At 71.3% G+C, this 22,764-nt stretch carries 23 protein-coding genes and 1 pseudogene; 9 read left to right on the top strand and 15 right to left on the bottom strand.

Annotated features, from left to right (window positions below; all coding sequences use genetic code 11):
* Positions 1 to 3 precede the first annotated feature (3 nt).
* From ACZ49J_RS15310 to ACZ49J_RS15330, 5 genes are all read right to left on the bottom strand, one after another.
* Complete coding sequence (locus ACZ49J_RS15310) at positions 4 to 807, bottom strand: MlaE family ABC transporter permease (protein WP_467453221.1); 804 nt, start codon at positions 805 to 807, stop codon at positions 4 to 6.
* A gap of 3 nt (positions 808 to 810) precedes the next feature.
* A complete protein-coding gene (locus ACZ49J_RS15315) occupies positions 811 to 1,581 on the bottom strand; it encodes an MlaE family ABC transporter permease (RefSeq protein ID WP_467453220.1) in 771 nt (256 codons plus the stop codon).
* The gene (locus tag ACZ49J_RS15320) at positions 1,578 to 2,507 is read right to left on the bottom strand and encodes an ABC transporter ATP-binding protein (RefSeq protein WP_467453219.1); all 930 of its coding nucleotides are present in this window, start codon (positions 2,505 to 2,507) and stop codon (positions 1,578 to 1,580) included. Before ACZ49J_RS15320 ends, ACZ49J_RS15315 begins: the two co-directional genes overlap by 4 nt.
* A 444-nt stretch (positions 2,508 to 2,951) precedes the next feature.
* On the bottom strand, positions 2,952 to 3,965 hold the full coding sequence (locus ACZ49J_RS15325; RefSeq protein ID WP_467453218.1) for an RNA polymerase sigma factor: 1,014 nt from the start codon (positions 3,963 to 3,965) through the stop codon (positions 2,952 to 2,954).
* 93 nt (positions 3,966 to 4,058) lie between these two features.
* Positions 4,059 to 5,129, bottom strand: coding sequence for a lytic transglycosylase domain-containing protein (locus ACZ49J_RS15330; protein ID WP_467453217.1), 1,071 nt, complete (start codon positions 5,127 to 5,129; stop codon positions 4,059 to 4,061).
* 164 nt (positions 5,130 to 5,293) lie between these two features.
* On the opposite strand from ACZ49J_RS15330, the gene polX reads away from it, so the two are divergent.
* The gene (gene polX, locus ACZ49J_RS15335; protein WP_467453216.1) at positions 5,294 to 7,063 is read left to right on the top strand and encodes a DNA polymerase/3'-5' exonuclease PolX; all 1,770 of its coding nucleotides are present in this window, start codon (positions 5,294 to 5,296) and stop codon (positions 7,061 to 7,063) included.
* 19 nt (positions 7,064 to 7,082) lie between these two features.
* Here polX and ACZ49J_RS15340 read toward each other — a convergent pair whose 3' ends face one another.
* Positions 7,083 to 7,802, bottom strand: a complete 720-nt coding sequence (locus tag ACZ49J_RS15340) for a FadR/GntR family transcriptional regulator (protein WP_467453215.1) — start codon at positions 7,800 to 7,802, stop codon at positions 7,083 to 7,085.
* A gap of 192 nt (positions 7,803 to 7,994) precedes the next feature.
* Between ACZ49J_RS15340 and ACZ49J_RS15345 the strand changes: the two genes are divergently transcribed.
* Complete coding sequence (locus ACZ49J_RS15345) at positions 7,995 to 8,255, top strand: YkoF family thiamine-binding protein (RefSeq protein WP_467453214.1); 261 nt, start codon at positions 7,995 to 7,997, stop codon at positions 8,253 to 8,255.
* Entirely contained in the window at positions 8,252 to 8,665 is a 414-nt protein-coding gene (locus ACZ49J_RS15350; protein ID WP_467453213.1) for a helix-turn-helix domain-containing protein, read from the top strand. Before ACZ49J_RS15345 ends, ACZ49J_RS15350 begins: the two co-directional genes overlap by 4 nt.
* 81 nt (positions 8,666 to 8,746) lie before the next feature.
* Here ACZ49J_RS15350 and ACZ49J_RS15355 read toward each other — a convergent pair whose 3' ends face one another.
* Positions 8,747 to 10,006, bottom strand: a complete 1,260-nt coding sequence (locus tag ACZ49J_RS15355) for a cytochrome P450 family protein (protein WP_467453212.1) — start codon at positions 10,004 to 10,006, stop codon at positions 8,747 to 8,749.
* A 188-nt stretch (positions 10,007 to 10,194) separates the two neighbouring features.
* On the opposite strand from ACZ49J_RS15355, the gene ACZ49J_RS15360 reads away from it, so the two are divergent.
* The 6 genes from ACZ49J_RS15360 (at position 10,195) to ACZ49J_RS15385 (ending at position 16,337) form a co-directional block, all read left to right on the top strand.
* Positions 10,195 to 11,883: an FAD-dependent oxidoreductase gene (locus ACZ49J_RS15360; protein ID WP_467453210.1), complete on the top strand. Its 1,689-nt coding sequence runs from the start codon at positions 10,195 to 10,197 to the stop codon at positions 11,881 to 11,883.
* A gap of 90 nt (positions 11,884 to 11,973) precedes the next feature.
* Positions 11,974 to 12,954 (top strand): amidohydrolase family protein, encoded by a 981-nt coding sequence (locus tag ACZ49J_RS15365; RefSeq protein WP_467453209.1) that lies wholly within the window; start codon positions 11,974 to 11,976, stop codon positions 12,952 to 12,954.
* A 162-nt stretch (positions 12,955 to 13,116) separates the two neighbouring features.
* On the top strand, positions 13,117 to 13,635 hold the full coding sequence (uraD, locus tag ACZ49J_RS15370) for a 2-oxo-4-hydroxy-4-carboxy-5-ureidoimidazoline decarboxylase (RefSeq protein WP_467453208.1): 519 nt from the start codon (positions 13,117 to 13,119) through the stop codon (positions 13,633 to 13,635).
* A complete protein-coding gene (gene uraH / locus ACZ49J_RS15375) occupies positions 13,632 to 13,994 on the top strand; it encodes a hydroxyisourate hydrolase (RefSeq protein ID WP_467453207.1) in 363 nt (120 codons plus the stop codon). Before uraD ends, uraH begins: the two co-directional genes overlap by 4 nt.
* 1 nt (position 13,995) lies before the next feature.
* Positions 13,996 to 14,889 (top strand): factor-independent urate hydroxylase, encoded by an 894-nt coding sequence (pucL, locus tag ACZ49J_RS15380; protein WP_467453206.1) that lies wholly within the window; start codon positions 13,996 to 13,998, stop codon positions 14,887 to 14,889.
* Between the two features lie 74 nt (positions 14,890 to 14,963).
* The gene (locus ACZ49J_RS15385) at positions 14,964 to 16,337 is read left to right on the top strand and encodes an 8-oxoguanine deaminase (RefSeq protein WP_467453204.1); all 1,374 of its coding nucleotides are present in this window, start codon (positions 14,964 to 14,966) and stop codon (positions 16,335 to 16,337) included.
* A gap of 61 nt (positions 16,338 to 16,398) precedes the next feature.
* On the opposite strand, the gene ACZ49J_RS15390 is transcribed toward ACZ49J_RS15385, so the two are convergent.
* The 8 genes and pseudogenes from ACZ49J_RS15390 to ACZ49J_RS15425 all read right to left on the bottom strand — a co-directional run bounded on the left by ACZ49J_RS15390 (position 16,399) and on the right by ACZ49J_RS15425 (position 22,728).
* Entirely contained in the window at positions 16,399 to 18,624 is a 2,226-nt protein-coding gene (locus ACZ49J_RS15390; protein WP_467453203.1) for an alpha-N-acetylglucosaminidase, read from the bottom strand.
* Between the two features lie 140 nt (positions 18,625 to 18,764).
* Positions 18,765 to 19,367: a 3'-5' exonuclease gene (locus tag ACZ49J_RS15395; protein ID WP_467453201.1), complete on the bottom strand. Its 603-nt coding sequence runs from the start codon at positions 19,365 to 19,367 to the stop codon at positions 18,765 to 18,767.
* Between the two features lie 131 nt (positions 19,368 to 19,498).
* Positions 19,499 to 19,846 (bottom strand): annotated as a pseudogene (locus tag ACZ49J_RS15400) (MFS transporter); the annotation flags it as partial.
* A gap of 154 nt (positions 19,847 to 20,000) precedes the next feature.
* Positions 20,001 to 20,639 carry a hypothetical protein gene (locus tag ACZ49J_RS15405; RefSeq protein ID WP_467453200.1) on the bottom strand — a complete coding sequence of 213 codons (639 nt, stop codon included), beginning with the start codon at positions 20,637 to 20,639 and terminating at the stop codon, positions 20,001 to 20,003.
* 26 nt (positions 20,640 to 20,665) lie between these two features.
* A complete protein-coding gene (locus tag ACZ49J_RS15410; protein WP_467453199.1) occupies positions 20,666 to 21,265 on the bottom strand; it encodes a histidine phosphatase family protein in 600 nt (199 codons plus the stop codon).
* Positions 21,258 to 21,407 carry a hypothetical protein gene (locus ACZ49J_RS15415; RefSeq protein ID WP_467453198.1) on the bottom strand — a complete coding sequence of 50 codons (150 nt, stop codon included), beginning with the start codon at positions 21,405 to 21,407 and terminating at the stop codon, positions 21,258 to 21,260. Before ACZ49J_RS15415 ends, ACZ49J_RS15410 begins: the two co-directional genes overlap by 8 nt.
* Positions 21,408 to 21,546: 139 nt before the next feature.
* Entirely contained in the window at positions 21,547 to 22,119 is a 573-nt protein-coding gene (locus ACZ49J_RS15420; protein WP_467453196.1) for a dihydrofolate reductase family protein, read from the bottom strand.
* 48 nt (positions 22,120 to 22,167) lie between these two features.
* Complete coding sequence (locus tag ACZ49J_RS15425; RefSeq protein WP_467453195.1) at positions 22,168 to 22,728, bottom strand: dihydrofolate reductase family protein; 561 nt, start codon at positions 22,726 to 22,728, stop codon at positions 22,168 to 22,170.
* Between the last annotated feature and the right edge of the window lie 36 nt (positions 22,729 to 22,764).

A 22,764-nucleotide genomic window follows, 5' to 3' on the forward strand; every position in this document is an offset into this window, starting at 1 on the left:
GTCTCACCCCGCTATCCGTACGGTCGTGTTGGCGCCCCAGATCGCGAGGCTCAGGAAGAAGTCCAGGACGTTGACGGCCACGATGGACGTGCGCACCGCGCGGCCCACCGCGACACCGACGCCCGCCGGGCCGCCGCTCGCGTGGTAGCCGTAGTAGCAGTGCACCAGGATGATCAGGACGGCGAAGACGATCACCTTGCCGAAGGACCACAGCACGTCGACGGGCGGCAGGTACTGCTGGAAGTAGTGGTCGTACGTGCCCGTGGACTGCCCGTAGTAGCCGGTGGTGATGGTGCGGGCGGCCAGGTACGAGGACAGCAGCCCGACCACGTACAGCGGGATCACGGCCACGAAACCGGCGATCATCCGCGTCGTCACCAGGAACGGCACCGAGGGCACACCCATCACTTCGAGCGCGTCGGTCTCCTCGCTGATCCGCATCGCGCCCAGCTGCGCGGTGAACCCCGCGCCCACGGTGGCGGACAGGGCGAGCCCGGCGACCAGCGGGGCGATCTCCCGGGTGTTGAAGTACGCCGACAGGAACGCCACGAAGTTCGAGGTGCCGAGCTGGTTGAGCGCCGCGTAGCCCTGGAGACCGACCTCCGTGCCGGTGAAGAACGACAGGAAGGCGATGACGCCGACGGTGCCGCCCACGACCGCGAGAGCGCCACGGCCGAAGCTCACCTCGGCGAGCAGCCGCAGGATCTCCTTCTTGTAGCGGCGCAGGGTACGGCCGGTCCAGGCCAGCGACCGCCCGTAGAAGGAGAGCTGGGACCCCAGCTCCTCCAGACGATGCAACAACGCCATGCCTCAGCCCCTCTGCGGGACGACCTGGAAGTACACCGCGGTCATCACGAAGTTCGTCACGAACAGCAACATGAAAGTGATCACTACCGATTGGTTGACGGCGTCGCCCACGCCCTTGGGCCCGCCCTTGGCGGTCAGCCCCTTGTACGAGGCGACGATCCCCGAGATCGCCCCGAACACCAGCGCCTTGATCTCGGCCGCCCACAGGTCGGGGAGCTGGGCGAGCGTGGTGAAGGAGGCGAGGTAGGCGCCCGGAGTGCCGTTCTGCAGGACGACGTTGAAGAAGTAGCCGCCCGCGACGCCGACCACCGACACCAGGCCGTTGAGCAGCACGGCCACCACCATCGAGGCCAGCACACGAGGCACCACGAGCCGGTGCACGGGATCGATGCCGAGCACCTGCATCGCGTCGATCTCGTCCCGGATCTTCCGCGCCCCGAGATCGGCGCAGATCGCCGTGCCGCCCGCGCCCGCGATCAACAGCGCGGTGACGATGGGCGAGGCCTCCCGCAGCACGGCCAGCACGGACGCGGCGCCGGCGAACGACTGGGCGCCGAGCTGCCGGGTCAGGCTGCCGATCTGCAGCGCGATGACCGCGCCGAACGGGATGGAGACCAGGGCGGTCGGCAGGATGGTGACGCTCGCGACGAACCACGCCTGCTGGATGAACTCCCGCGCCTGGAAGGGCCGTCGGGGTAGGGTCCGCACGACGTCCAGCGCCATGGCGAACAGGTTCCCGGACTGCCGCAGCGCCCCGGTGGGGGAGAGGCTCACGCGCCCGCCACCTCCTTCCGGTGCAGCTCGGCCTCCCGTCTCGCGATCGCCTCCCAGCGGGGCGGACGGGTGATGCCCGGGCTCGGCAGCAGACGCGGCGTCAGTTCCCGTACGGGCGCAGGGTCGACGAGCGCGGCGAGCTCCTGTTCCACCTGGGCGGCGTCCTTCTCCTCCGCCATGCCGATCGGGCCCTGCATCCGGCCGCCCAGGAACTGCCGTACGACCGGTTCGTCGCTGCTCAGGAGCTGCTCGCGAGGCCCGAACATGACCAGTTCGCGGCGGAACAGCAGCCCGATGTTGTCCGGGACCTGGCGGGCCGAGGCGATGTCGTGCGTGACGATCAGGAAGGTCGCGTCGATCTGGGCGTTGAGGTCGACGATGAGCTGGTTGAGGTAGGCCACGCGGACGGGGTCGAGGCCCGAGTCGGGCTCGTCGAACAGGATGATCTCGGGGTCCAGGACCAGCGCACGCGCCAGCCCGGCCCGCTTGCGCATGCCGCCCGAGATCTCACCGGGCAGCTTGCCCTCGGCGCCGATCAGCCCGACCATGTCCATCTTCTCCAGCACGATGCGCCGGATCTCGCTCTCGGACTTGCGCGTGTGCTCACGCAGCGGGAACGCGATGTTGTCGTACAGGTTCATCGAGCCGAACAGGGCGCCGTCCTGGAACAGCACGCCGAACAGCTTCCGCACCTCGTACAGCTCGTGCTCGCGCAGCCTGGTGATGTCACGCCCCGCGACCGTCACGGAACCACGGTCCGGCTTGAGGAGCCCGACGAGCGTCTTGAGGAACACCGACTTGCCCGTGCCCGAGGGCCCGAGCATGACCGAGACCTCCCCGGCGGGCAGCGTCAGCGAGACGTCCTGCCAGATGACCTGGTGACCGAAGGACTTGGTCAGCCCTTCCACACAGATCTCGACACCCATCCGTTCCACCCTCCAGCCCGCGTACAGCCCATGGCGCAGCTCCTGACATCTGCTCTACGGGGAGGGGAGGGGCGTCCGTCGCGGGGAGTGCGGATTTTTTTCTGGCTGTGGCGGAGGGAGCTCGTGTGTGCCTGCGCGCGTGGTGTGGCCGGAGCCGCCGGGCGGCTCCGCCGTTTGTGGCTTGGGTGCCTACGCGTGGGTTCCTGGGGCGGGGGCGGGAGGGGCCTGTCTCCGGGCATTGCCTGCGCCATGGCTGTCGGTACGTTGTACTGCCGGGCGCGTCCATGCTTTAAGGGGCGCGGGGCTGTATCGATGTGCGGCTCCTCCCCCACTCTCGGCTTCGCTCGAGCGGGGGGACCCCCATCGTGGGCGCGACCAGCCACGATGAACCCGCAGCCGCCCGACGACAGACCCAGGCAGACGAGACGCCCCGCCCACCCGGAGCTACGGGAGCGACGGGCTCAGCGTGGGGACGACGATCTCCGCCGACGGGACGGCCGACGGGAGGCCGGGGACCTCCGGGGTCTCCGGGACCGCCGGGAGAACCGACCCGAGCGGCACATCGGGAAGCTCCGGCACGCCCGAGACCCGCGGCACCTCGGGAACCGCCGGTGCCGACAGAGACACCTCCGGCAGCGGCGGAACGGACAGCGGCACCAGCGAGCCGTCGCCGGGCGAGGCCGCGGGGCCGCGCCCGGGGGCCGCCGACGTCCTGGCGCCCGGTTCCCCCGCGCCTTCCGTACCGTCGCCGCCGTCCGCAGCCGGGGCCGTCGCCGGACCCGACACCCCGGGCGCCGGAGACGGACCGCTCCCGCTCCCGTCCAGCGCGTACGGCAGCACCAGCACCGCCGCCGCGAGCGTCACCGCCGTGGAGGCGGCGACCACGACCTGGGAATGGCCGCCGCCGCGCGGCCGGCCGCGCCCGAGGAGGAACAGCACGACCCCCAGCGTCCCCGCCAGCGAGGCGCGCAGCGTCCGCCGCGCCCGGGCCAGCAGCGACTCGACCGTCCGGTAACTGAGCCCCATCCGCACGGCCACCTGGCTCACGTCCAGGTCCTCGGACTTCAGCCGCAGTGCCTCGGCCTGCCGGGCGGGCAGCTCCCCGCTGCGCGTGGCCAGCCAGCGGGCCTCGTCCCGGTCGCACACCGCCTCCTCGACGGGCACCGGGCCGGGAGTGATCAGCGTGGGGCTGGTGTGCACCTCGGCCTCGCGGTTGACCTGCCGGTGGCGGTCGACGCACAACCGCATCGTCACGGTCGTCAGCCAGGCGCCGAGACGCTCGTCGTCGAGGTCCGGTCGCTCCGCGGCGCGCAGCATCGCCTCGTGCACGGCGTCCTCGGCGTCCTCCAGGCTCACCGACCTGCGCCGGGCCACCTTGAGCAACTGCTCGCGGTGGCTCCACATGCGCTGCCAACGGTCGTCGGCAGCCCCCGCCTGCCCCGGCGTGTCCGTCGCCATCGAGGACCCCTTCACGTTCACCCGCCGGAATCGTGCCGTCCGGCGGGTGGCGACATTACCGTTCGGTAGCCGCGGTTGTGGAGGGGCGGGCGCCTATCGAATCGGCATCGGACTCCCGTCGACGCCGGTCAGCGGGCCCGTGCTCGGCGTCACCCCGCCGCCCGGCACGTCGATGTCCGGTTCGGGCAGGGGGAGTTGAGGGCGCGCCGACGGCGTGGGCGCGGTGCTGTGTCGCGGCGACGGCGTGGACGACGGGGCCGACGGAGACGACGGGGACGGGGAGCCGGATCCCCCGCCGGCCCCGCTGCCCCCAGGGGCCGGGGAAGGGGACGCTTCGGGCCGGGGCGCACCGGGCGCTCGGGGGCCGCGGCGCGAGCCGTCCGGCGCGGTACCGCTCGCGGCCCCGGCGTCGGGCACCACCCGGTGCCCTTCCAGGAAGTACGAGAACCAGGCCCTGACCGTCCGCAGATAGGCCCGCGAGCGGTTGTAGCCGAGGATCGCCCGGTCCAGGTCGCCGGGGTCGGACAGGTTCCGGCCGCCCGCGCACAGGTAACGGCCTGCGGCGAGCGCCGCGTCGAAGACGTTGTGCGGGTCGGCGCGCCCGTCACCGTTGCCGTCGGAGCCCCAGACGGCCCACGTCGACGGGATGAACTGCATCGGGCCGACCGCGCGGTCGTACACCGTGTCCCCGTCGTACGCGCCGCCGTCGCTGTCGCGGATGACGGCGAAGGGGCCGCCGTCGAGCCGCGGCCCGAGGATCGGCGTCAGCGTCGTGCCGTTCGCCGACACCCGTCCGCCACCGGCCTGCCCGGACTCCACCTGCCCGATCGCGGCGAGCAGCTGCCAGCGCAGCCGGCACCCGGGCACCGTGCGCGCGAGCTCGGCCTCCGCCCGCCGGTAGGCGGCGAACACGCTCGCGGGCAGCGCGCCGCCCTCCGTCGCCGAGGCCCTGCCGGTCCCGGCCCGCCGGGGCGCCCGCAGGGGTGGGAGATCGGTGCGGTAGGGAGCGTCGCCGGAAACGCTCGGCCCGCCCCCGGGTGCTCGTACCGGCTCGGCGGCCCGCGCCGCCACCGCCCCCGGTGCCTGGGACGCGGTCAGCGCGGCCATGGCCGCCACCGCGATCACCGTCCCCTTCGTCCCCGTCGCCCTTCTCCGCCCTGTCACGTGGGCCCCTCCCTGGTCGTCGGCGCGGACCTCGGCACGCGCTCGTCCGCACACATCTGCTCATCCGCTCTACGCGGCAGACAGGCGCGTCCGTCGCGGCGGTCTCGGTCTCGGGCCGCGGTCCCGGTCGCGAAGGGCCGGCCGGCCGTGCCTACGCTGGAGAGGTGGCTCGGTCCAACGACGAGGTCGCCGCGCTGCTCCAGGAGTACGCGGACCTGATCTCGATCACCGGAGGCGACGCGTTCAAGGTGCGCGTCTACGAGAAGGCTGCCCGGTCGATCGGCGGCCACCACGCCGACGTCTCCACGCTCGACCTCAAGGGCCTGCAGGAGATCCCCAACGTCGGCAAGTCCATCGCCGGGAAGGTCCTCGAGTACTTCCGCACCGGCCGTGTCGCGGCGGTCGAGGAGCTGCGGTCCAAGATCCCCGCCGGTGTGCGGCGGCTGACGGCGATCCCCACGCTCGGCCCGAAGAAGGCGCACGCGCTGTACGAGGAGCTGGGCATCTCCACGATCGACGAACTGGTCGGCGCCATCCACGCGGAGCGCCTGCGCGACCTGAAGGGCTTCGGGCCCAGGACCGAGGAGAAGCTCCTCCACGGCATCGGCCTCCTGCGGTCCTCCGGAGACCGGGTCCTGCTCGACGTCGCCATGGACCTCGCCGAGGACGTCGTCTCCGCGCTGTCCGGGGTGACCGGCTGCCGGCGGTGCACGTACGCCGGATCGCTGCGCCGCCTGCGCGAGACGATCGGTGACATCGACATCCTGGCCGCGGCGAAGGAGTCGGGCCCGCTCATGCGGGCGTTCACCGAGCTGCCGTACGTCACGGAGGTCGTCGCGGCGGGCACCACCAAGACGTCCGTCCGCACCGACAGAGGCCTGTCGGTGGACCTGCGCGTCGTACCGCTGGACTCCTGGGGAGCGGCGCTGCAGTACTTCACCGGTTCCAAGGCGCACAACATCCGCACCCGGGAACGGGCCGTGCACCAGGGCCTGAAGCTCTCCGAGTACGGGCTGTTCGACGTCGAGAGCGGGAAGAAGATCGTCTCCAGGACGGAGGAGGACGTGTACGCCCGGCTCGGCCTGCCGTGGATCCCGCCGACGCTGCGTGAGGACCGCGGGGAGATCGAGGCGGGGCTGCGCGGCGAACTGCCCGCCCTGGTGGAGGAGGCGGACCTCAGGGGCGACCTGCACACGCACACCGACCTCACCGACGGCCTCGCCCCGCTGGAGGAGATGGTCCGCACGGCCGCCGACCGCGGGTACGCCTACTACGCGATCACCGATCACGGACCGGACCTGTACATGCAGCGGATGACCGACGAACGGATGCTGGCCCAGCGCGAGCGCGTCCGGGAACTCGACCGGGCCCGCGGCACCGGCGGCGGGCGCGGAGGCATGCGGCTGCTGCACGGCGCCGAGCTGAACATCGATCCCGACGGCGGCGTGGACTGGCCCGACGACTTCCTGGACGGCTTCGACCTGTGCGTGGCCTCGGTGCACTCGCACTTCAACCAGGGGCGCGAGGAGCTGACCCGCCGGTTCGTACGGGCCTGCGAGAACCCGTACGTCAACATCATCGGCCACCCCACCACCCGCATCATCGGCAAGCGGCCCGGACTCGACGCCGACCTCGACGCGATCTTCGCCGCCTGCGCGCGCACCGGCACCGCCCTGGAGATCAACGCCCATCCGGACCGCCTCGACCTGCGCGACGAGGACATCCTGCGGGCCAGGCGGCACGGGGTGAGGTTCGCCGTCGACAGCGACGCGCACGCCACCATCCACCTCGACGACATGCGCTACGGCGTGGGAACGGCACAGCGCGGCTGGCTCACCAAGGACGACGTGATCAACACCTGGCCCGAGGCCCGGCTGCGGCGCTTCCTGCGCAAGGGCCGGACGGAGCGCCGCTCCGCAACGGCGCCGAGGTGACGGCGCCCGCGCAGCCGGTTCAGCCCGCCGCAGCCGCCTCGTCACGGGAACCGGCGGACCGCAGGTGCCGCCGCAGCCAGAGCTCGGTGTTGCTGACGTGCAGCAGGGCGGCGGCCTGGCTCAGGGCGGCGTCACGGGCGCGGAGGGCGTCGTAGATCGCCTCGTGCTCGGCGAGGGTTCGTCCGGACGCCTGGTCGTCGACCAGGCCGCGCCAGACGCGGGCGCGCAGGGTGCGGCCCGAGATGCCCTCCAGGAGGGTGAGCAGGGTCTCGTTGCCCGTGGCCTCGACGACCGCGCGGTGGAAGGCCGCGTCGTGTGCGTTGAGCCGCTCGACGTCGTCACGCGCCTCGCGCATCGCGTCCAGGTGGCGCTTGACCTCCGCGAGTTGCCCGTCCGTGATCCTGGTGGCGGCGAGCCCGGTGGCGAGCGGTTCGAGCAGCCGCCGGACCTCCATCAGGTCCAGCAGAGCGCCCTTGTCGCTCTGGAGGAGCTCCACCGCACCGCCGAGCCCCTCCAGCAGGAGACTCGGCTGGAGGCTGGTGACGTACGTGCCGTCGCCCCGCCTGACCTCCAGCACCCGGGCGACGGCCAGCGCCTTGACCGCCTCGCGGGCCAGGTTGCGCGACAGACCCAGCTGCGCCGCCAGCTCCGGTTCCGGGGGCAGTTTCGCTCCGGGCGGCAGCGCGCCCGAGCGGATGAGCTCACGGATCTGCCCAATGGCCCTGTCCGTCAGGGACACCGACGTCTCCCTCCGTGAGTGTCCTGTGCGTCCGGGCTCCGGTCGTGCGTCGTCCGGGATGTCGCACGCGAGTGGCGATGAATGATAGTCCCCGCTGCGGACGCCGCCCTCCAGGGCATAGGGTCGTGCCGCCGGAGGAACGGGCCGGGACCGGGAGAACGCGCCGGTCGGGGCCGATGACATGGGGGCGCAGTGCGACTGAGAGTGGAGTTCACGACCGAACCCTTCGACCTCGACGAGGCGCCCGCGCACGCGTTGGTGGCCCGTGAGGTCATGGAGACGGCCGACCTCGACACCGTGGAGGTCGGGCCCTTCGGCAACACCGCGGAAGGCCGGTCCGACGCGGTGCTCAGTACGGTCGACGCCGTGCTGCGCAGGGCCCTGGAGGCCGGTGCCACCCGTGTGTCACTGCAGGTGAACGTGGTCGACGGGGGCGAGGGGGCCGGCAGGTGACCGGCAACGGGGACGACCCCTTCGTCGCGGCGGTGAAGCCGCTGGTCGACGCCATGGGCGGCGAGATGCTGCCGCCCGGCGAGGCCGGCCCCGATGACGTGGTGCTCTCCTGGGCGGGTGCCGACGTCGTGGCGGTACGGCTGCCGCAGCTCGCCGACTCGCTGGACCACATCCTGGCCGCCATGGAGCGCGCTCAGGGCAAGCCCCTGGCCGAGCTGGACCGCAGGGCCAAGCAGCAGATCGTGAAGACCCTGGAGGCCCGCGGCGCCTTCCTCGTACGGCATGGCGTGGAGACCGTGGCCGGGGCGCTGGGCGTCAGCCGCTTCACCGTCTACAACTACATCAACTACGCCAACGAGCAGCGGGCCAAGGCCCGTGAGAGCGACGAGCGGTCGCGCCCGGACGACTGAAGCGGCGCGGCGACGGCCCAAGCTCCCCGGCAACCCCCCCCAGCCCCCCAGGCCCCCCCAGCCCCCCCCGGGCCTCTCCGGTCAGGAGGGATCAAGCACCACCGGAAGTTCCGCCAGCCCGCGGAACGCGGGGAACGGCACGGTCAGCCAGCGTGCGTCCTCCGGCGGCTCGGCCAGGACCATGTGCGGGTACCGCTGGAAGAGGGCGGTGAGCGCGATCTGCATCTCCAGGCGTGCCAGCGGGGCGCCGATGCAGTAGTGGGGGCCGACACCGAACGTCAGGTGGTCCGCCTGGACGTTCGGGCGCCTGACGTCCATGCGGTCCGGCTCGGGGAAGGCCTCGGGGTCACGGTTGGCCGCGGCGATGGAGATCTGGACGAGCGCGCCCTTGGGGATGAGCGTGTCGCGGATCACGACGTCTTCCTTGGCGTAGCGGAACGTCGAGTTCTCCACGGAGGTCTCGAACCGGAAGATCTCCTCGACGGCCGAGGCCATGGCGCTCGCGTCCTGGAGGGCCAGACGCTTCTGTTCCGGCTGGGAGAGCAGGTGGTAGAGGCCGTTGCCGAGCTGGTACGCCGTCGACTTGTGCCCGGCGAAGAGCAGTACCCAGGCGGTGGAGACCAGTTCGTGGTCGGTGAGCGCGCCGTCCTGGTCCTTCGCCGTGACCAGAGCGCTGAGCAGGCCGGAGTCCGGCTTCTGGCGCTTCCGCGCGATCAGATCCACCAGGTAGTCGCGCAGATTGCCCTCGGCCACCTCCAGCGCCTTCCTCGCCTCCGGACCGAACCCTGTCCGGGCGACGGTGCTGGACCACGCGTGGGCCTGCTTGCGCTCGTTCTCCGGGACGCCCAGAAGTTCGCAGATCACCACGAGCGGCAGCGGGAAGCAGAACTCGGGCAGCAGGTCCACGGGTTCCGAGGCCGGGCACCGGTCGAGCAACTCCTCGGTGATCTCCTGGATGCGCGGACGCAGTGACTCCACCCTCTTCGGAGTGAAGGTGCTGCCGACGATCCTCCGGAGCCTGGTGTGCTTCGGAGGGTCCGAGAAGAGCATGTTGTCGTCCAGGGCGATCGACGAGTCACCGAAGATGCGGTGGTACGTGTCGATGGCGCCGTACATGTCCTTGCTCAGACGGGGGTCGGCCAGGGCGGCACGGGCGTCGTCGTACCGGGTGATGAGGTACGTGTCGACCCCGTGGGGAGGCGACAGCGGACACACCGGCGCCGTCTCCCTGAGCGTGGCGTAGACGGGATAAGGGTTGGCGCGGAACTCCCGACCGCAGGACGAGGCCGCGGCGGCGGCCTCGTCGGACGACATTTCCTCAGGTGCGAGCGCTTCCGTCATGGCGTTTCCCAGGGGTCGAGGTGCCGGCGGCGGCTGTGAGGTCCGGTTCTCACCGGAACACCCCTGACCGCAGGGGTGAGTTCCACCGGTCAACGGCACCGTTTCCCGGACGGCATCGAGAAATAAACGTCGGTGGGCCATATGGACCCGCTCCGGTCGCGGGCGTCCGCGCCCCTTGTTAGACACGGATGGACAGGCCGGTCCCCGATTCTCGGACCTGGCTCCGCCGGAGGGGTAGGAAATCAGTGAGCGGACGCGCAGCGACATCTGTACCTGTTCTCATCGTGGGCGGGTCCTTGGTGGGACTTTCCACTTCTGTTTTCCTGGGGCGCCTGGGAATCGAGCACATGCTCGTGGAGCGGCATGCCGGCACGTCGATGCACCCGCGCGGTCGCGGGAACAACGTACGCACCATGGAGATCTTCCGGACCGCCGGCCTGGAGCCGAGCATCCGGGAGGCCGCCGCCGCCCTCGCCGGGAACGAGGGCGTTCTCCAGGTGGCCACCCTCTCCGGACACCAGCGCCGCTGGATCATCCGGGACATCTCCGCCGGCATGGACGTCTCCCGGGTCAGTTCGTCCAACTGGTGCCTGTGCAGCCAGAACGATCTCGAACCGGTGCTGCTGGCCCACGCCCGCGGCCAGGGCGGCGACATCCGCTTCGGCACCCGGATGCTGTCCTTCACGCAGGACGGAGAAGGAGTCCGGGCCGAGGTGATGCACCGGGACACCGGTGAGACGTACACCGTGAACGCCGATTTCCTGGTGGCCGCCGACGGGCCCCGGAGCCCCGTCCGGCGATCCCTGGAGATCGGTCAGTCGGGGCCGGGTGAACTCTTCCACAATGTCAGCGTCACCTTCCGGAGTGAGAAACTGAAGGACTGCATCGGGGAAAAGCGGTTCGTCGTCTGCTATGTCACCGACCCGAAAGGGGAAGGGGCTCTGCTGCCGGTGGACAACGAGGAGCAATGGGTGATCCATGTTCCCTGGTCCCCGGACACCGGCGAAACCCTGGAGGACTTCGACGACGACCGGTGCGTGGCGCACATCCGCGCGGCCGCCGGAATTCCGGACATCGACGTGGAGATCACGGGGAAGGCCCCCTGGCACGCTTCCAGCCGTGTCGCGGACAGCTACGGAAAAGGCCGGGTCTTCCTGGCCGGTGACTCGGCGCATGAAATGCCGCCCACCGGGGCGTTCGGTTCCAACACCGGAATTCAGGACGCGCACAACCTCGCCTGGAAACTGGCCGCGGTGCTCCGTGGATGGGCGGGCATGCCGTTGCTGGACACCTACCAGCAGGAACGGCGGCCCACCGCTGTCGCGACCATCGAGCGGGCGTGTCTGCAGGCGGTCGAGGAACAGCATCCGGGATTCAGCCCCGCGCCAGGACGGAACGACGATCCGGCGGACCTCATGACCGTCGCGCTCTGCTACCGCTACACGTCGGACGCCGTCATGGGCGCCTCCCCGCAGCGGCCGGTGGTCCCGGAAGCCTTCGAACTCGGCGGCGATCCAGGCACCCGCGCACCGCACATGTGGGTCATGAGGGACGGCGCCAGGATCTCCACGCTGGATCTGTACGAGCGTTCCTTCGTCGTCCTCTCCGGGCCCAGGGGCCAGACGTGGCGGAACGCGGCGGCGAAAGCCGCCGAAACCCTGGGCGTTCCCGTCGAGGCCTACCTCGTGGGCGACGGCCCTGACTGCGACCTCGTGCCCGAACCGGACGCCGACTGGGCGAAGTGGCACGGCGCGGCCGAGGACGGCGCGGTCCTCGTGCGCCCGGACGGCTACGTCGCGTGGCGGGCCCATGCCGACATGCCGTATGCCGACCGCCTGCTGACGAACGTGCTGCGGACGGTGCTCTGCCGCGACTGAGCGCGCACAGGAAACCCCCGACACTGCCGTGTGTCACCGCGAGGCGGTGCACGGCAGGGAAGCAGAGACATCAGAGAAGAGGACATGGCGATGACGCTCGTGGGAGAGTCCCCGTTCCAGGACGGCCGCGTGGACGTCCACCACCACTTCACCGCGCCCGCCTGGCTCGACTGGGCGGAGGAACGCGGCGTCGTCAACCGCGAGAAGCTGCCCTGGTGGACGCGCTGGGACCTGAACACGGCCCTCGACGTCATGGACAAGGCGGGCATCGGCACGGCCGTCATGACGGTGGCGATGCTCGGCCGGCTCCGGGAGCGCGCGGAGCGCCGGGACAGCGCGCGGGTCGCCCTGCGGGCAGCGGCCGACGTCGTCGAACGTCACCCCACCCGCTTCAGGTTCTTCACGCCCGTGTTCCTCGACGACCTGGAACTCTCCTCGTGGAGCCTCCGCTACGGTCTCGACGAGCTCGGTGCCGTCGGGGTGAGCACGAGAACGAGCATGAACGGCGTCTACCTCGGCGACGACGCACACGACCGCCTGTTGCGGGAACTCGACGAGCGGTCCGCGGTCATCAGCACCCACCCCATGGAGGTACCGGCGGGCAACGACCCCGGTATGGGGCTGCCGGGAGTGCCGCCCTTCGTCTGCGACTTCCTGGTGGACACCACGCGCGCCGCCATCAACCTCATCAAGAACGGCACCCTGGACCGCTATCCGAACCTCACCTTCATCCTCCCCCACGGCGGGGGCTTCCTTCCCTACATCGCCACCCGGCTCGAACTCTTCGGCGGGCGTCTCACCCCCGAGATCGAGCCGGGCCGGGTCCGTGACTACCTGCACCGCTTCTACTACGACACGGCGGGCCCCATGTCTCCCTCGGCCACGCCCACCCTGATGGCCACCGTGGACCCCGGCCGCATCCTCTTCGGCACGGACTGGCCGCCCACCCCCGGCCAGGTCGTCACCGACATCACGACACCCGCTCTGGACAACGACCCGGCCATCTCCGACCGGCAACTCCAGGCGATCAACCGGGAGAACGCCCTGCGGCTGCTGGGCAACACCGCGTGACCCCCGCGTGATGTCCCGCGTGAGGCCAGGGCCCGGGGCCGCCTCCCCGCCTCCGGAGGGCGGCCGCCAGGACCCCGTTTTTTCAACAAACTGTTGACGTCGTGTCGCCGGAGGGCGTTAGCTGTTCGCACAGCACGTCCCGCGACACGCCACGGAGGCTCCGTGACTTCGAGTCCTTCCCCGCCGGGCCTCGCCCGGTTCAACGCCCTGGAGGAGCACGCGGCCGGCGCGGCGCTGCACGAGGTGTGCGCCTCCACGCAGTGGGGGCGCAGGCTGCTCGCGGGGCGGCCCTACGCGACGGCCGACGACCTCCTGCGGGCCGGCGACGCCGCCATGGCGGAACTGACCACGGAGGACCTTGACCAGGCGATGTCCGGGCACCCGCCCATCGGCCGCCCCAGGCCCGGCGACCCGGTCTCGGCCCGGGAACAGCGCGGCATGGCCGGGGCCTCCGACGAGCTCAGGGCCGAGATGCTGGAACTGAACCTGGCCTACCAGGACAGGTTCGGTCATGTCTTCCTGATCTGCGCCACCGGGCTCACCGGCGAGCAGATGCGCGACGCGGTCAGGGAACGGATCGGCAACCCGCCCGAGCGGGAGCGCGAGATCGTCCGCGCCGAACTGGCCAAGATCAACCGCATCCGGCTGACCCGACTCGTCGAAGAGGACACCCCCGCATGAGCACCAACAGCGCGGACCGGCAGAGGAGTTCGGTGTCCACGCACATCCTGGACACCAGCGCCGGCCGCCCCGCACAGGGCGTCCCCGTCTCGCTGTCGGCACGTGAAGGCGACAAGTGGACGGTGCTCGGCACCTCCGCAACGAACGCCGACGGACGGTGCCGGGACCTTCCGGAGCCGCCGGAGGGCACCACCCACGTACGGCTCGTGTTCGACACCGAGGCGTACCTCTCCGCACACCGGGACCGCGGTGCGTTCTTCCCGGAGGTGACCGTCACCTTCGCCGTCGTGCCGGGTGAGCACTACCACGTACCGCTCCTGCTCAACCCGTTCGGCTACTCCGTCTACCGAGGGAGCTGACATGCCCGTCCTTGGACAGAACCAGTACGGCAAGGCCGAGAACCGGGTCGTCAGGATCACGCGGGACGGCGCCACCCACCACATCAAGGACCTCAACGTGTCGGTGTCGCTCAGCGGCGACATGGACGAGGTCCACTACTCCGGCGTGAACGCCGGTGTCCTGCCGACGGACACCACCAAGAACACGGTGTACGCCTTCGCCAAGCAGCACGGCATCGACTCCGCCGAGCAGTTCGGCATCCACCTCGCCCGCCACTTCGTGACCTCCCAGCCGGCCATCCACCGGGCCCGCATACGGATCGAGGAGTACGCCTGGGAGCGCGTCGAGCACGGCGGTGAGGGCGCCCACTCCTTCGTCCGCAAGGGCCAGGAGACCCGGCTCGCCCAGATCACGTACGACGGCGAGAGCTGGGAGGTCGTCTCCGGCCTCAAGGACCTGACCGTGATGAACTCGACGAACTCCGAGTTCTGGGGCTACGTCAAGGACAGGTACACAACGCTCCCGGAGGCGTACGACCGCATCCTCGCCACCGACGTCTCCGCCCGCTGGCGCTTCGGCTGGGCGGACGACGAGGAACAGGCGCCCGACTGGAACGCGTCCTACGAGCAGGTCAGGAAGCACCTGCTCCAGGCCTTCGCCGAGACGTACTCGCTGTCGCTGCAGCAGACCCTCTACGCCATGGGCGCGCGCATCATCGACCACCGCCCCGAGATCGACGAGGTGCGCTTCTCGCTCCCGAACAAGCACCACTTCCTGGTGGACCTCGAACCGTTCGGGCTCAAGAACGACAACGAGGTGTACTTCGCCGCCGACCGGCCGTACGGCCTGATCGAGGCCACCGTCCTGCGGGACGGCCGTGAGGCGAGGATCCCGGCCGACCTCACCAACCTCTGACGCGGGTACCCGCGGACACGGACAGCAGCACGCGCGGCAACCGCAGCACCCGGAGAGAAGAGGACGAACGAACGATGGCTCAGCGCATCGTCATCGAGAACGCGGCGATCGCGACCGTGGACGCGAACGATACCGAGTACACCTCGGGCCACGTGGTCGTGGCGGACAACCTGATCGAGTCGCTCGGCGAGGGCGGGGCCCCCGAGGGGCTTCAGAACGTCGTCCGCCGCATCGACGCCACCGGCCACCTGGTGACGCCGGGACTGGTCAACACCCACCACCACTTCTACCAGTGGATCACCCGGGGCCTGGCCACGGACCACAACCTGTTCAACTGGCTGGTCACGCTGTACCCGATCTGGGCGCGCATCGACGAGCCGATGACGTACGCGGCGGCGCGCGGCTCCCTGGCGATGATGGCCCGGGGCGGCGTCACCACCGCGATGGACCACCACTACGTCTTCCCGAAGGGCTCCGGCGACCTGTCCGGCTCCATCATCCGCGCCGCCCGCGAGACGGGCGTCCGCTTCACCCTCGCCCGGGGGTCGATGGACCGCGGCGAGAAGGACGGCGGGCTGCCCCCGGACTTCGCCGTCGAGACCCTCGAAGGCGCCCTCGCCGCCACCGAGGCCACCGTCGGCGAGCACCACGACGCCTCCTTCGGCGCCATGACCCAGGTGGCCGTCGCCCCCTGCTCACCCTTCTCCGTCTCCACCGAACTCCTCAAGGAGGGCGCCGAGCTGGCCCGCCGTCTCGGGGTGCGGCTGCACACCCACGGCTCGGAGACCGTGGAGGAGGAGAAGTTCTGCCACGAGCTGTTCGGCATGGGCCCGACCGACTACTTCGAGTCCACCGGCTGGCTCGGCGAGGACGTGTGGATGGCGCACTGCGTCCACATGAACGACTCCGACATCGCCGCCTTCGCCCGCACGAGGACGGGCGTCGCCCACTGCCCCTCCTCCAACGCCCGGCTGGCGGCGGGCATCGCGCGGGTGCCCGACATGCTGGCGGCCGGCGTCCCCGTCGGCCTCGGCGTCGACGGCACCGCGTCCAACGAGTCCGGCGAGCTGCACACCGAGTTGCGCAACGCCCTGCTCGTCAACCGACTGGGTCCGCACCGTGAGGCCGCGCTGACCGCCCGCCAGGCCCTGCGGCTCGGCACCCACGGCGGCGCCCAGGTGCTGGGCCGGGCACGGGAGATCGGCTCCCTGGAGCCGGGCAAGCTCGCCGACCTGGTGCTGTGGCGGATGGACACCCTGGCCCACGCGTCGATCGCCGACCCGGTGGCCGCGCTCGTCCTCGGCGCGGCCGCACCCGTCACCGCCTCCTTCGTGAACGGCGAGCAGATCGTGGAGAACGGCCGGCTGCTGCACGTCGACGAGGACGCCGTCGCCCGCTCCACCCGGGCCGAGGCCCGGCGCCTCGCCGACATCGCCGCGCGGGCCTGAACCCGCGCCCTGCCTCAGGAGGTCTCCGAACCGACTGTCCCCGTACGGCGGCTGTGACCTGTCAGGAGAGCGCTGCGAGCCGGTCCCGGACCCGGGTGGCAAGCTCGTACGTGTCGCCGGCCGGCCGGGTGGGGAGCGGGCCCGGGTCGCGGATCCAGCGGTCCTCCAGCGCGAACCAGTCGGTCTCCTTCGGGCTCCGCCCCTCCCGCAGGGCGGCCTTCAGCTCGGTGAAGTACGTCGACCAGCGCAGCCGGTACAGCCCGCCGACCAGCCCCGCCCACTCACGGTTGGCGTAGTCCCGCAGGCCCGCGTCCGCGCCCGAGCGGGTGCCCCACACGGTCAGCAGCGAGAGGTTGTCGTACGCGAGCTGTTCCCGCTCCCCGGCGCTCGCGCCCCACGAGCGCGCGTCCGCCACCCAACGGCCCAGCAGGTGGCGGGAGTCGGTGGCCAGCAGCCGGTCGAGGAGGTCCATCAGGGACAGCCACACCTCGGCCAGCTCGGCGAGACGGGCTCCGTCCCCGGCGTCGTAGGCCTTCTTGATGTCCGGGAGGAGGACGCGGCTGCGGTTGGACAGGGCCTGGCGGGCCACGTCGAGGAGGTCGCGGCGGTACGCGGAGGACTTCCGCAGCTCCGCGCGCACCTGGAGCAGTTCGGTGAGGGCGGGCTCGAAGTCGGCCGCGTCGTAGCGGAGTCGCTTCGGGGACCAGCGGGCCGCCCGGACGGCGGTCAGTGACGGACGGGCGCCGAACAGACCGTCCGCGGCCTCGCTCCACCGGTCGGCGCGCGTGGTGCCGTACGCGGTGCGGCGCAGGACGTCCCACGCGGCCTCCGCGTGCGGATCACGGTCGCCGTAGCGGGCGCGGGCCCATTCGCTGAACCACTTCTTGAGGTCCAGTTCCCCCTCCCGCCAGGCGAGTTCGGAGAACAGGGCGAAGGCGGCGGGGTTGTTGTCGGCGGCCTCCGGCATGAGCGCGATGCCGCGCAGCCGGCTGCCGTCCTTCGTGCGCCACTTCTCGTACAGCGAGGCCCAGTCGGAGGTGTTCGCGCCGAGCGCGGTGTGACCGCCGAAGTTCCAGATCGAGCCGAAGGCGTACGGGGTGTCACCCCAGTCGGCCTCCCGGTCGGTGACCGTGGGGAAACGGTCGGAGAGGCCGTCGACCACCAGCATGTACCGCTTGTCGACGGCGTCGACGATCGCGCGCGGCGGGTTGCGCTGCCAGCCGAGGATCACCCAGGTGGCGCCGGGACGGGCCTTCCGCAGGGCCCGTTCGACCCCCTTCGCCGCGTCCCCGACGGGCACGTCACCGGGGGTTCCGCCCTCGTGCAGCAGGTCCATCTTGTACAGCGTCGACGGGCCGCCGAACATCTCGCCCTGCACGCGGTAGAAGGCCTCCGCCACCCGGGCGAAGTGGTCCGTGCGCGGGTCCAGCCAGTCGGGGCGCGCGAGGCCCATCCACTTCCCCTGCGGGATCGTGCGCGCACCGTGGTTGCGCTGGGCGAATCCGGGCGGGACCGTCCCGAAGTAACCGGGCAGCACCGGCGTCATGCCCAGCTCCCGCACCCGGTCCACGATCCGGCGCCCGAGGGCGGCCCGTGCGTCCAGGAGCTGCCGGGACACGGGGTGCGGGAACCCGGAGAGGTTCTGCAGCAGCCACCAGGGCTGATGGGCCGGCCCCGGAATCCACGCTCTCAGCTCCTCGTCCTCGTACCCGAACTCCTGGAACAGCCGGTGGTAGAGCGCGTCCGCGCCCGTGTAGACGAGGATCTCGTTGTAGCCGTGCAGGGCCAGGACGTCGAGCTCGCGCTCCCAGTACGTCCAGTCGAGGTAGGCGCCCGTGTAGCCGTCGTTCGTGTCGTTGAGGGCGAAGCGGTGCGGGACGCCCGCGCGGCGGGTGACGGTGCCGTCGAGGGCCGGGAGGTCGCGGGGCAGGAGGCCGGTCTGCTCGCCGGCCCAGTTGATGTCGGCGTACGCGACGTACCGCAGGTACCAGTTGAGGCCGGTGAGCTGGGTCGCGGGAGTGTCGCCGGACACGGTGACGCGGCCCTTGTCCGCCGACACCCGGAAGGTGTCGCGCGCGCTCTCCGTGCGGAAGGTGATCTGCTGCCAGTGACGGGGCAGCAGCCGCCGGGCCGCCGCCGTCGCCGCGGACGCCCCGTCCGGCGCCCCGGCGGAAGCCTTCCCGTCCGCCCCGTCGGCCGGGATCGCACCGGCCGACGTGCAGGCGACGGCGGCTCCGGCCGAACCGGCGGCGAGGGCGGTCAGAAGGACACGGCGGGGGAGCGGCATGGTGTCTCCGGGGTCGCGGGTGGGGGAACGCCGTCGGGAGGGATACCCGGCGGGGCACCACCTGTGTCCGGACACACGGCCACATGAGGGAGAACCTGGCGTGAACGGCTGAATGTGCCACCCCATGAACCCTCCTCGCGCTAGGTGGGGGCGCCCTCCCAAGCCATCAGGTTCGCCAGCAGCTCGGCCTGCTCGATGGCGTCGTCGAGGGCGTGGTGGGTGTGCAGCCGACGGGGGAGCAGCTCGCGCGGCATGGCTCGCTTGGCGGCCGCCCGCAGCGGCACCCCGGCCTTCGTCGCGTACAGCGTCTTCATGTCCAGGCAGCCCGAGTGACCGAAGGGGCTCTCGCCCGTGAAGCGGATCAGATACCAGTAGAGGAACATCCAGTCGTACGACGCCGGGTACCCGCACATCACGGGCTGCGCCCCCGCTTCCGTGCTCACCTCACGCACCCAGGTGCCGAACTCGGCCAGGGCGGCGGCCGGTTCGGCGCCTTCCTCGACGAGCCGGGCACGGTCGAGGCCGCTGACGGCCAGCGCGTCGGGTACGAACTCCTCGCTGATCGGGCGGAGCTCACGGTAGAAGGTCAGCTCATCCGGGCCGGCCGCGCTGAAGCCGTCGGCGTCCTGACGGCCCGCGACGGCCGCGCCCAGGCTGAGCATCGAGTACGGGCCGGGGATCGGGCCGTCGGCCTCGATGTCGACGGAGATGTACAGGCTGGGTTTCGGTGTACGCGGCGCCATGGAAGCAGGATGACGAGCGTGTGGGTGGTACGCACCCGGATTTCGCGTCCGGCATGGCCACGGTCGGTGGCTCGCGCGGACGGACCGCGACGGCTGACGGCGGAGACCCGCCGTCGCGGTGCGTCAGCTGCTCACCCGTTCGTGCGGGCGTCCGCCGACGTGGCCTTCTCACGGTGCGGCCGAAGTACGGCCGCGGCCAGAGCCAGGGCCGCCACAGCGATCACGGTGGCCAGGCCGAAGGCCAGGCGGTAGCCGGCCGGGAGGGCCGCGTCGCCGCGGTCGAGCAGACCGTCCGTGCGGGCAGCCGCCGGCGTCGTCAGGACGGCCAGGCCCAGCGAACCGCCCACCACCTGCGTGGTGTTGAACAGCCCGGAGGCCAGTCCCGCGTCCTCCTCCCGGGCTCCGGACATGGCCGGCCCGGTCACGGCGGGCATCGCGGCGGCGAACCCGGCGGCCAGGAGAAGCACCGGCGGCAGCACGCCCCAGCACGAACCGGAGCCGCTGGACGCGTAGACCTCGCGTGGCCCCGGCGAGGATCAGAGGCCGAACGCCTTCGCGTCGGACACCATCGCCTCGAACACCCCGCGCCTGTCGGCGACAAGCCTGCGTGGACCGGCCGACCGCGGGTGGGCCTCAGGCCCGGCGGGGCGACGCCAGTACGTACCGCGTCGCGCTGCGTGGCTCCGCGTGCTCGCTGACCTGCCAGCCCGCCTTCTCCAGCGTGGCCGCGCAGGCGCGCAGCGCGGTGACGTCCGGGTCCCGCACGGCGACGGCCTCCGGCTGCGGGGTGGCCCGGACCCGGTAGCCGGCCTCGTCCGTGCCCGCCGCCGGTCTGTGGCCCGCGGCCTCCAGCGCGAGCGCGGCGGCCTGCACCAGATGCGTGCGCTCCCAGCCGCAGGGCCGGTCCGCCGCGCCGTCGGGGTTCGTCATCCGGCGCAGCTCCAGCAGCCCCTGCCAGGCGCTGTGCACCTCACGTGTGCGGGCCGGGCCGGGCGGGGGTGCTTCCTCGCCGCCGACGCGCGCCGCGAACACCCCGGAATCCGCGGAGGCGGGGGCCGGGGCGGGGCCGGGCGCGCCCGGCTCGGGGGGCGCCTCCCGTACGCGGTGCCCGGCCGGAGTGAGGAAGTGGTCGTGCGGCGGGCGCGGGTGCCGGAAGGCGAGGCCGCGCTTGACCAGCGCGGCGAGCTGCGCCTCCGTACCCTTCAGCCGGCCCGTCACGGGGTCGGCGGCGTCGATGACCCGGCGCTGCGCGGCGGTCGGCGGTCGTGTCACACACCCTCCTCCCAGTCCTTTCGAGACTAGACGGAGGGTGTGACATTCCAGCTCGCGATGACCGGCCGCCCGTGCTCCGTGCTCAGCCGGCTGACGGTTGCCGTCTCCAGCCGGAACAGCGCGCCACCCGACGGCGGCAGCCCCAGCCACCGTGCGGTCAGCACCCGCAGGAAGTGCCCGTGGGCCACGAGGACCACACTGCCCTCGGTGTCCGCCGACGCGTCCCTCACCTTGGCCAGCATCCGGTCGGCCCGCGCCCCCACCTGCTCCGGGCTCTCTCCGGGGTGCCCGGGCGGCCCCGGCACCACACCGTCCGTGAACAGGAACCAGTCGGGCCGCGTGCGGTGGATCTCGGCGGTGGTGATCCCCTCGTACCCGCCGTAGTCCCACTCACCGAGGTCGGCGTCGGTGCGCACGTCGCGCAGCCCGGCCAGTTCCGCCGTGTCCCGGGCCCGCTTCATCGGACTGACGAAGACGGCCCCCAGCCGCCGGCCGCCCAGCAGGGGAGCCACCGCGCGCGCCTGTTCACGGCCCTTGTCGGTGAGCGGGAGGTCCGTCCAGCTGGTGTGCTGTCCGGACCACGACCACTCGGTCTCGCCGTGCCGGACGAGGAGCAGGTCAGCCATGGTGATCCGCGGCGTACGAGACGAAGCCGGCCCAGCGGTCGGGTGTGAGCACGAGGCGGGGGCCCTGACCGTCCTGCGCGCCGTAGCCGCTTCTGAACCACTCCAGCTCGGGGCCGGTCCCGGCAGAGGGGTTGATCGTCATGTCTCTCCCAGCGCTTTCCGACGAGAGCCGGCGACTCTCCGGGCGTGAGGGTCTGAGTCCGAATGATCCCATAGCGGGCGGGCGGCTCAGCTCGTGGGGCCCGCACTCCGGGAACGCCGTGCTCCGTATCGAGCCCTTGTCAGTGGACCACGTCGAAGACGTTCTTCTGCAGGCCGTTGGCGTAGGCCTCGTGCTCGACCAGCTTCAGCTTCTGGGTGTCCTTGTCCGTGGCGCTGAAGAGCCGCTTGCCCGCGCCGAGCAGGAGGGGGAAGACGAGCAGGTGGTAACGGTCGATCAGGCCGGCGTCCGACAGGCTCTGGTTCAGCGCGGCGCTGCCATGGACGATGATCGGGCCGCCCTCGGTCTCCTTCAGCGCGGCGACCTCGTCGAGCGAGCGTAGGATGGTGGTCTCGCCCCAGTTCGAGACCAGGTCGTCCTCGCTGAGGGTGGTGGAGACGACGTACTTCGGCATCACCTTGTAGTCGGCGAAATCCTCCATGTCCGGCCACACCGGGCTGAAGGCCTCGTAGCTGACCCGGCCCATCAGCATCGCGGTGGCTTCCTTCTGCTCCCGGCCCTTGAGCTCGAACGCCTCGGGGAGGAACTCGACATCCTTGAAGGTCCACCCGGAGTTCCGGTAACCGGGCTCACCGCCCGGGGCCTCCACGACGCCGTCGAGCGAGATGAAGGCGGTACTGATCAGAGTGCGCATCAGAGGTTCCTCGGTATTTCGTGTCTGGCGTGATGGGGATGGTGCGGTCTAGTCGGCCCGTCTGTGACGGAGGAGAACTGTCTGGGAGTCGAAGGTCCTGGTCTCGGTCAGGGTCAGGTCGAACCGCTGCTGCGGGGTGGTGAAGACGGGCTTGCCACCGCCGAGCACGACGGGGTGGACGAAGATCTGGTACTCGTCGATCAGCTGGTGTTCAGTGAGGAAGCCGGCCAGCGTGGAGCCGCCGAACAGCAACATATGCGCGCCGCCGTCCTTGAGGGCGGTGAGTTCCTCGATGATGTCGGTGTTGATGACGCGGGTGTTCCAGTCGGCCTCGGTCAGCGTCGAGGAGATGACCACCTTGGGCACTTTGCGCCAGACGGGCGCGAACGCGAGGTCGTGCTCGTGGGTGGAGAACTCCTCGGCGTGGGGCCAGTAGCCGGACATCATGTCCCACACCACGCGGCCGTAGAGGAAGGTGTCGGCGCTGTCAGTGAGGGCCTGTGAATAGGCGGACAGCTCGCCGTCCATGCGTGGCCAGTCGAACTCGCCGTTCGGCCCCGCGATGAAGCCGTCCAGCGACTGGTGAACAAAGTGCGTGATCTTGCCCATGAGCAGTGAATCCTCCTGATGAAGGAATCTCCGGGA

Source organism: Streptomyces sp. NPDC030840 (assembly GCF_055572015.1).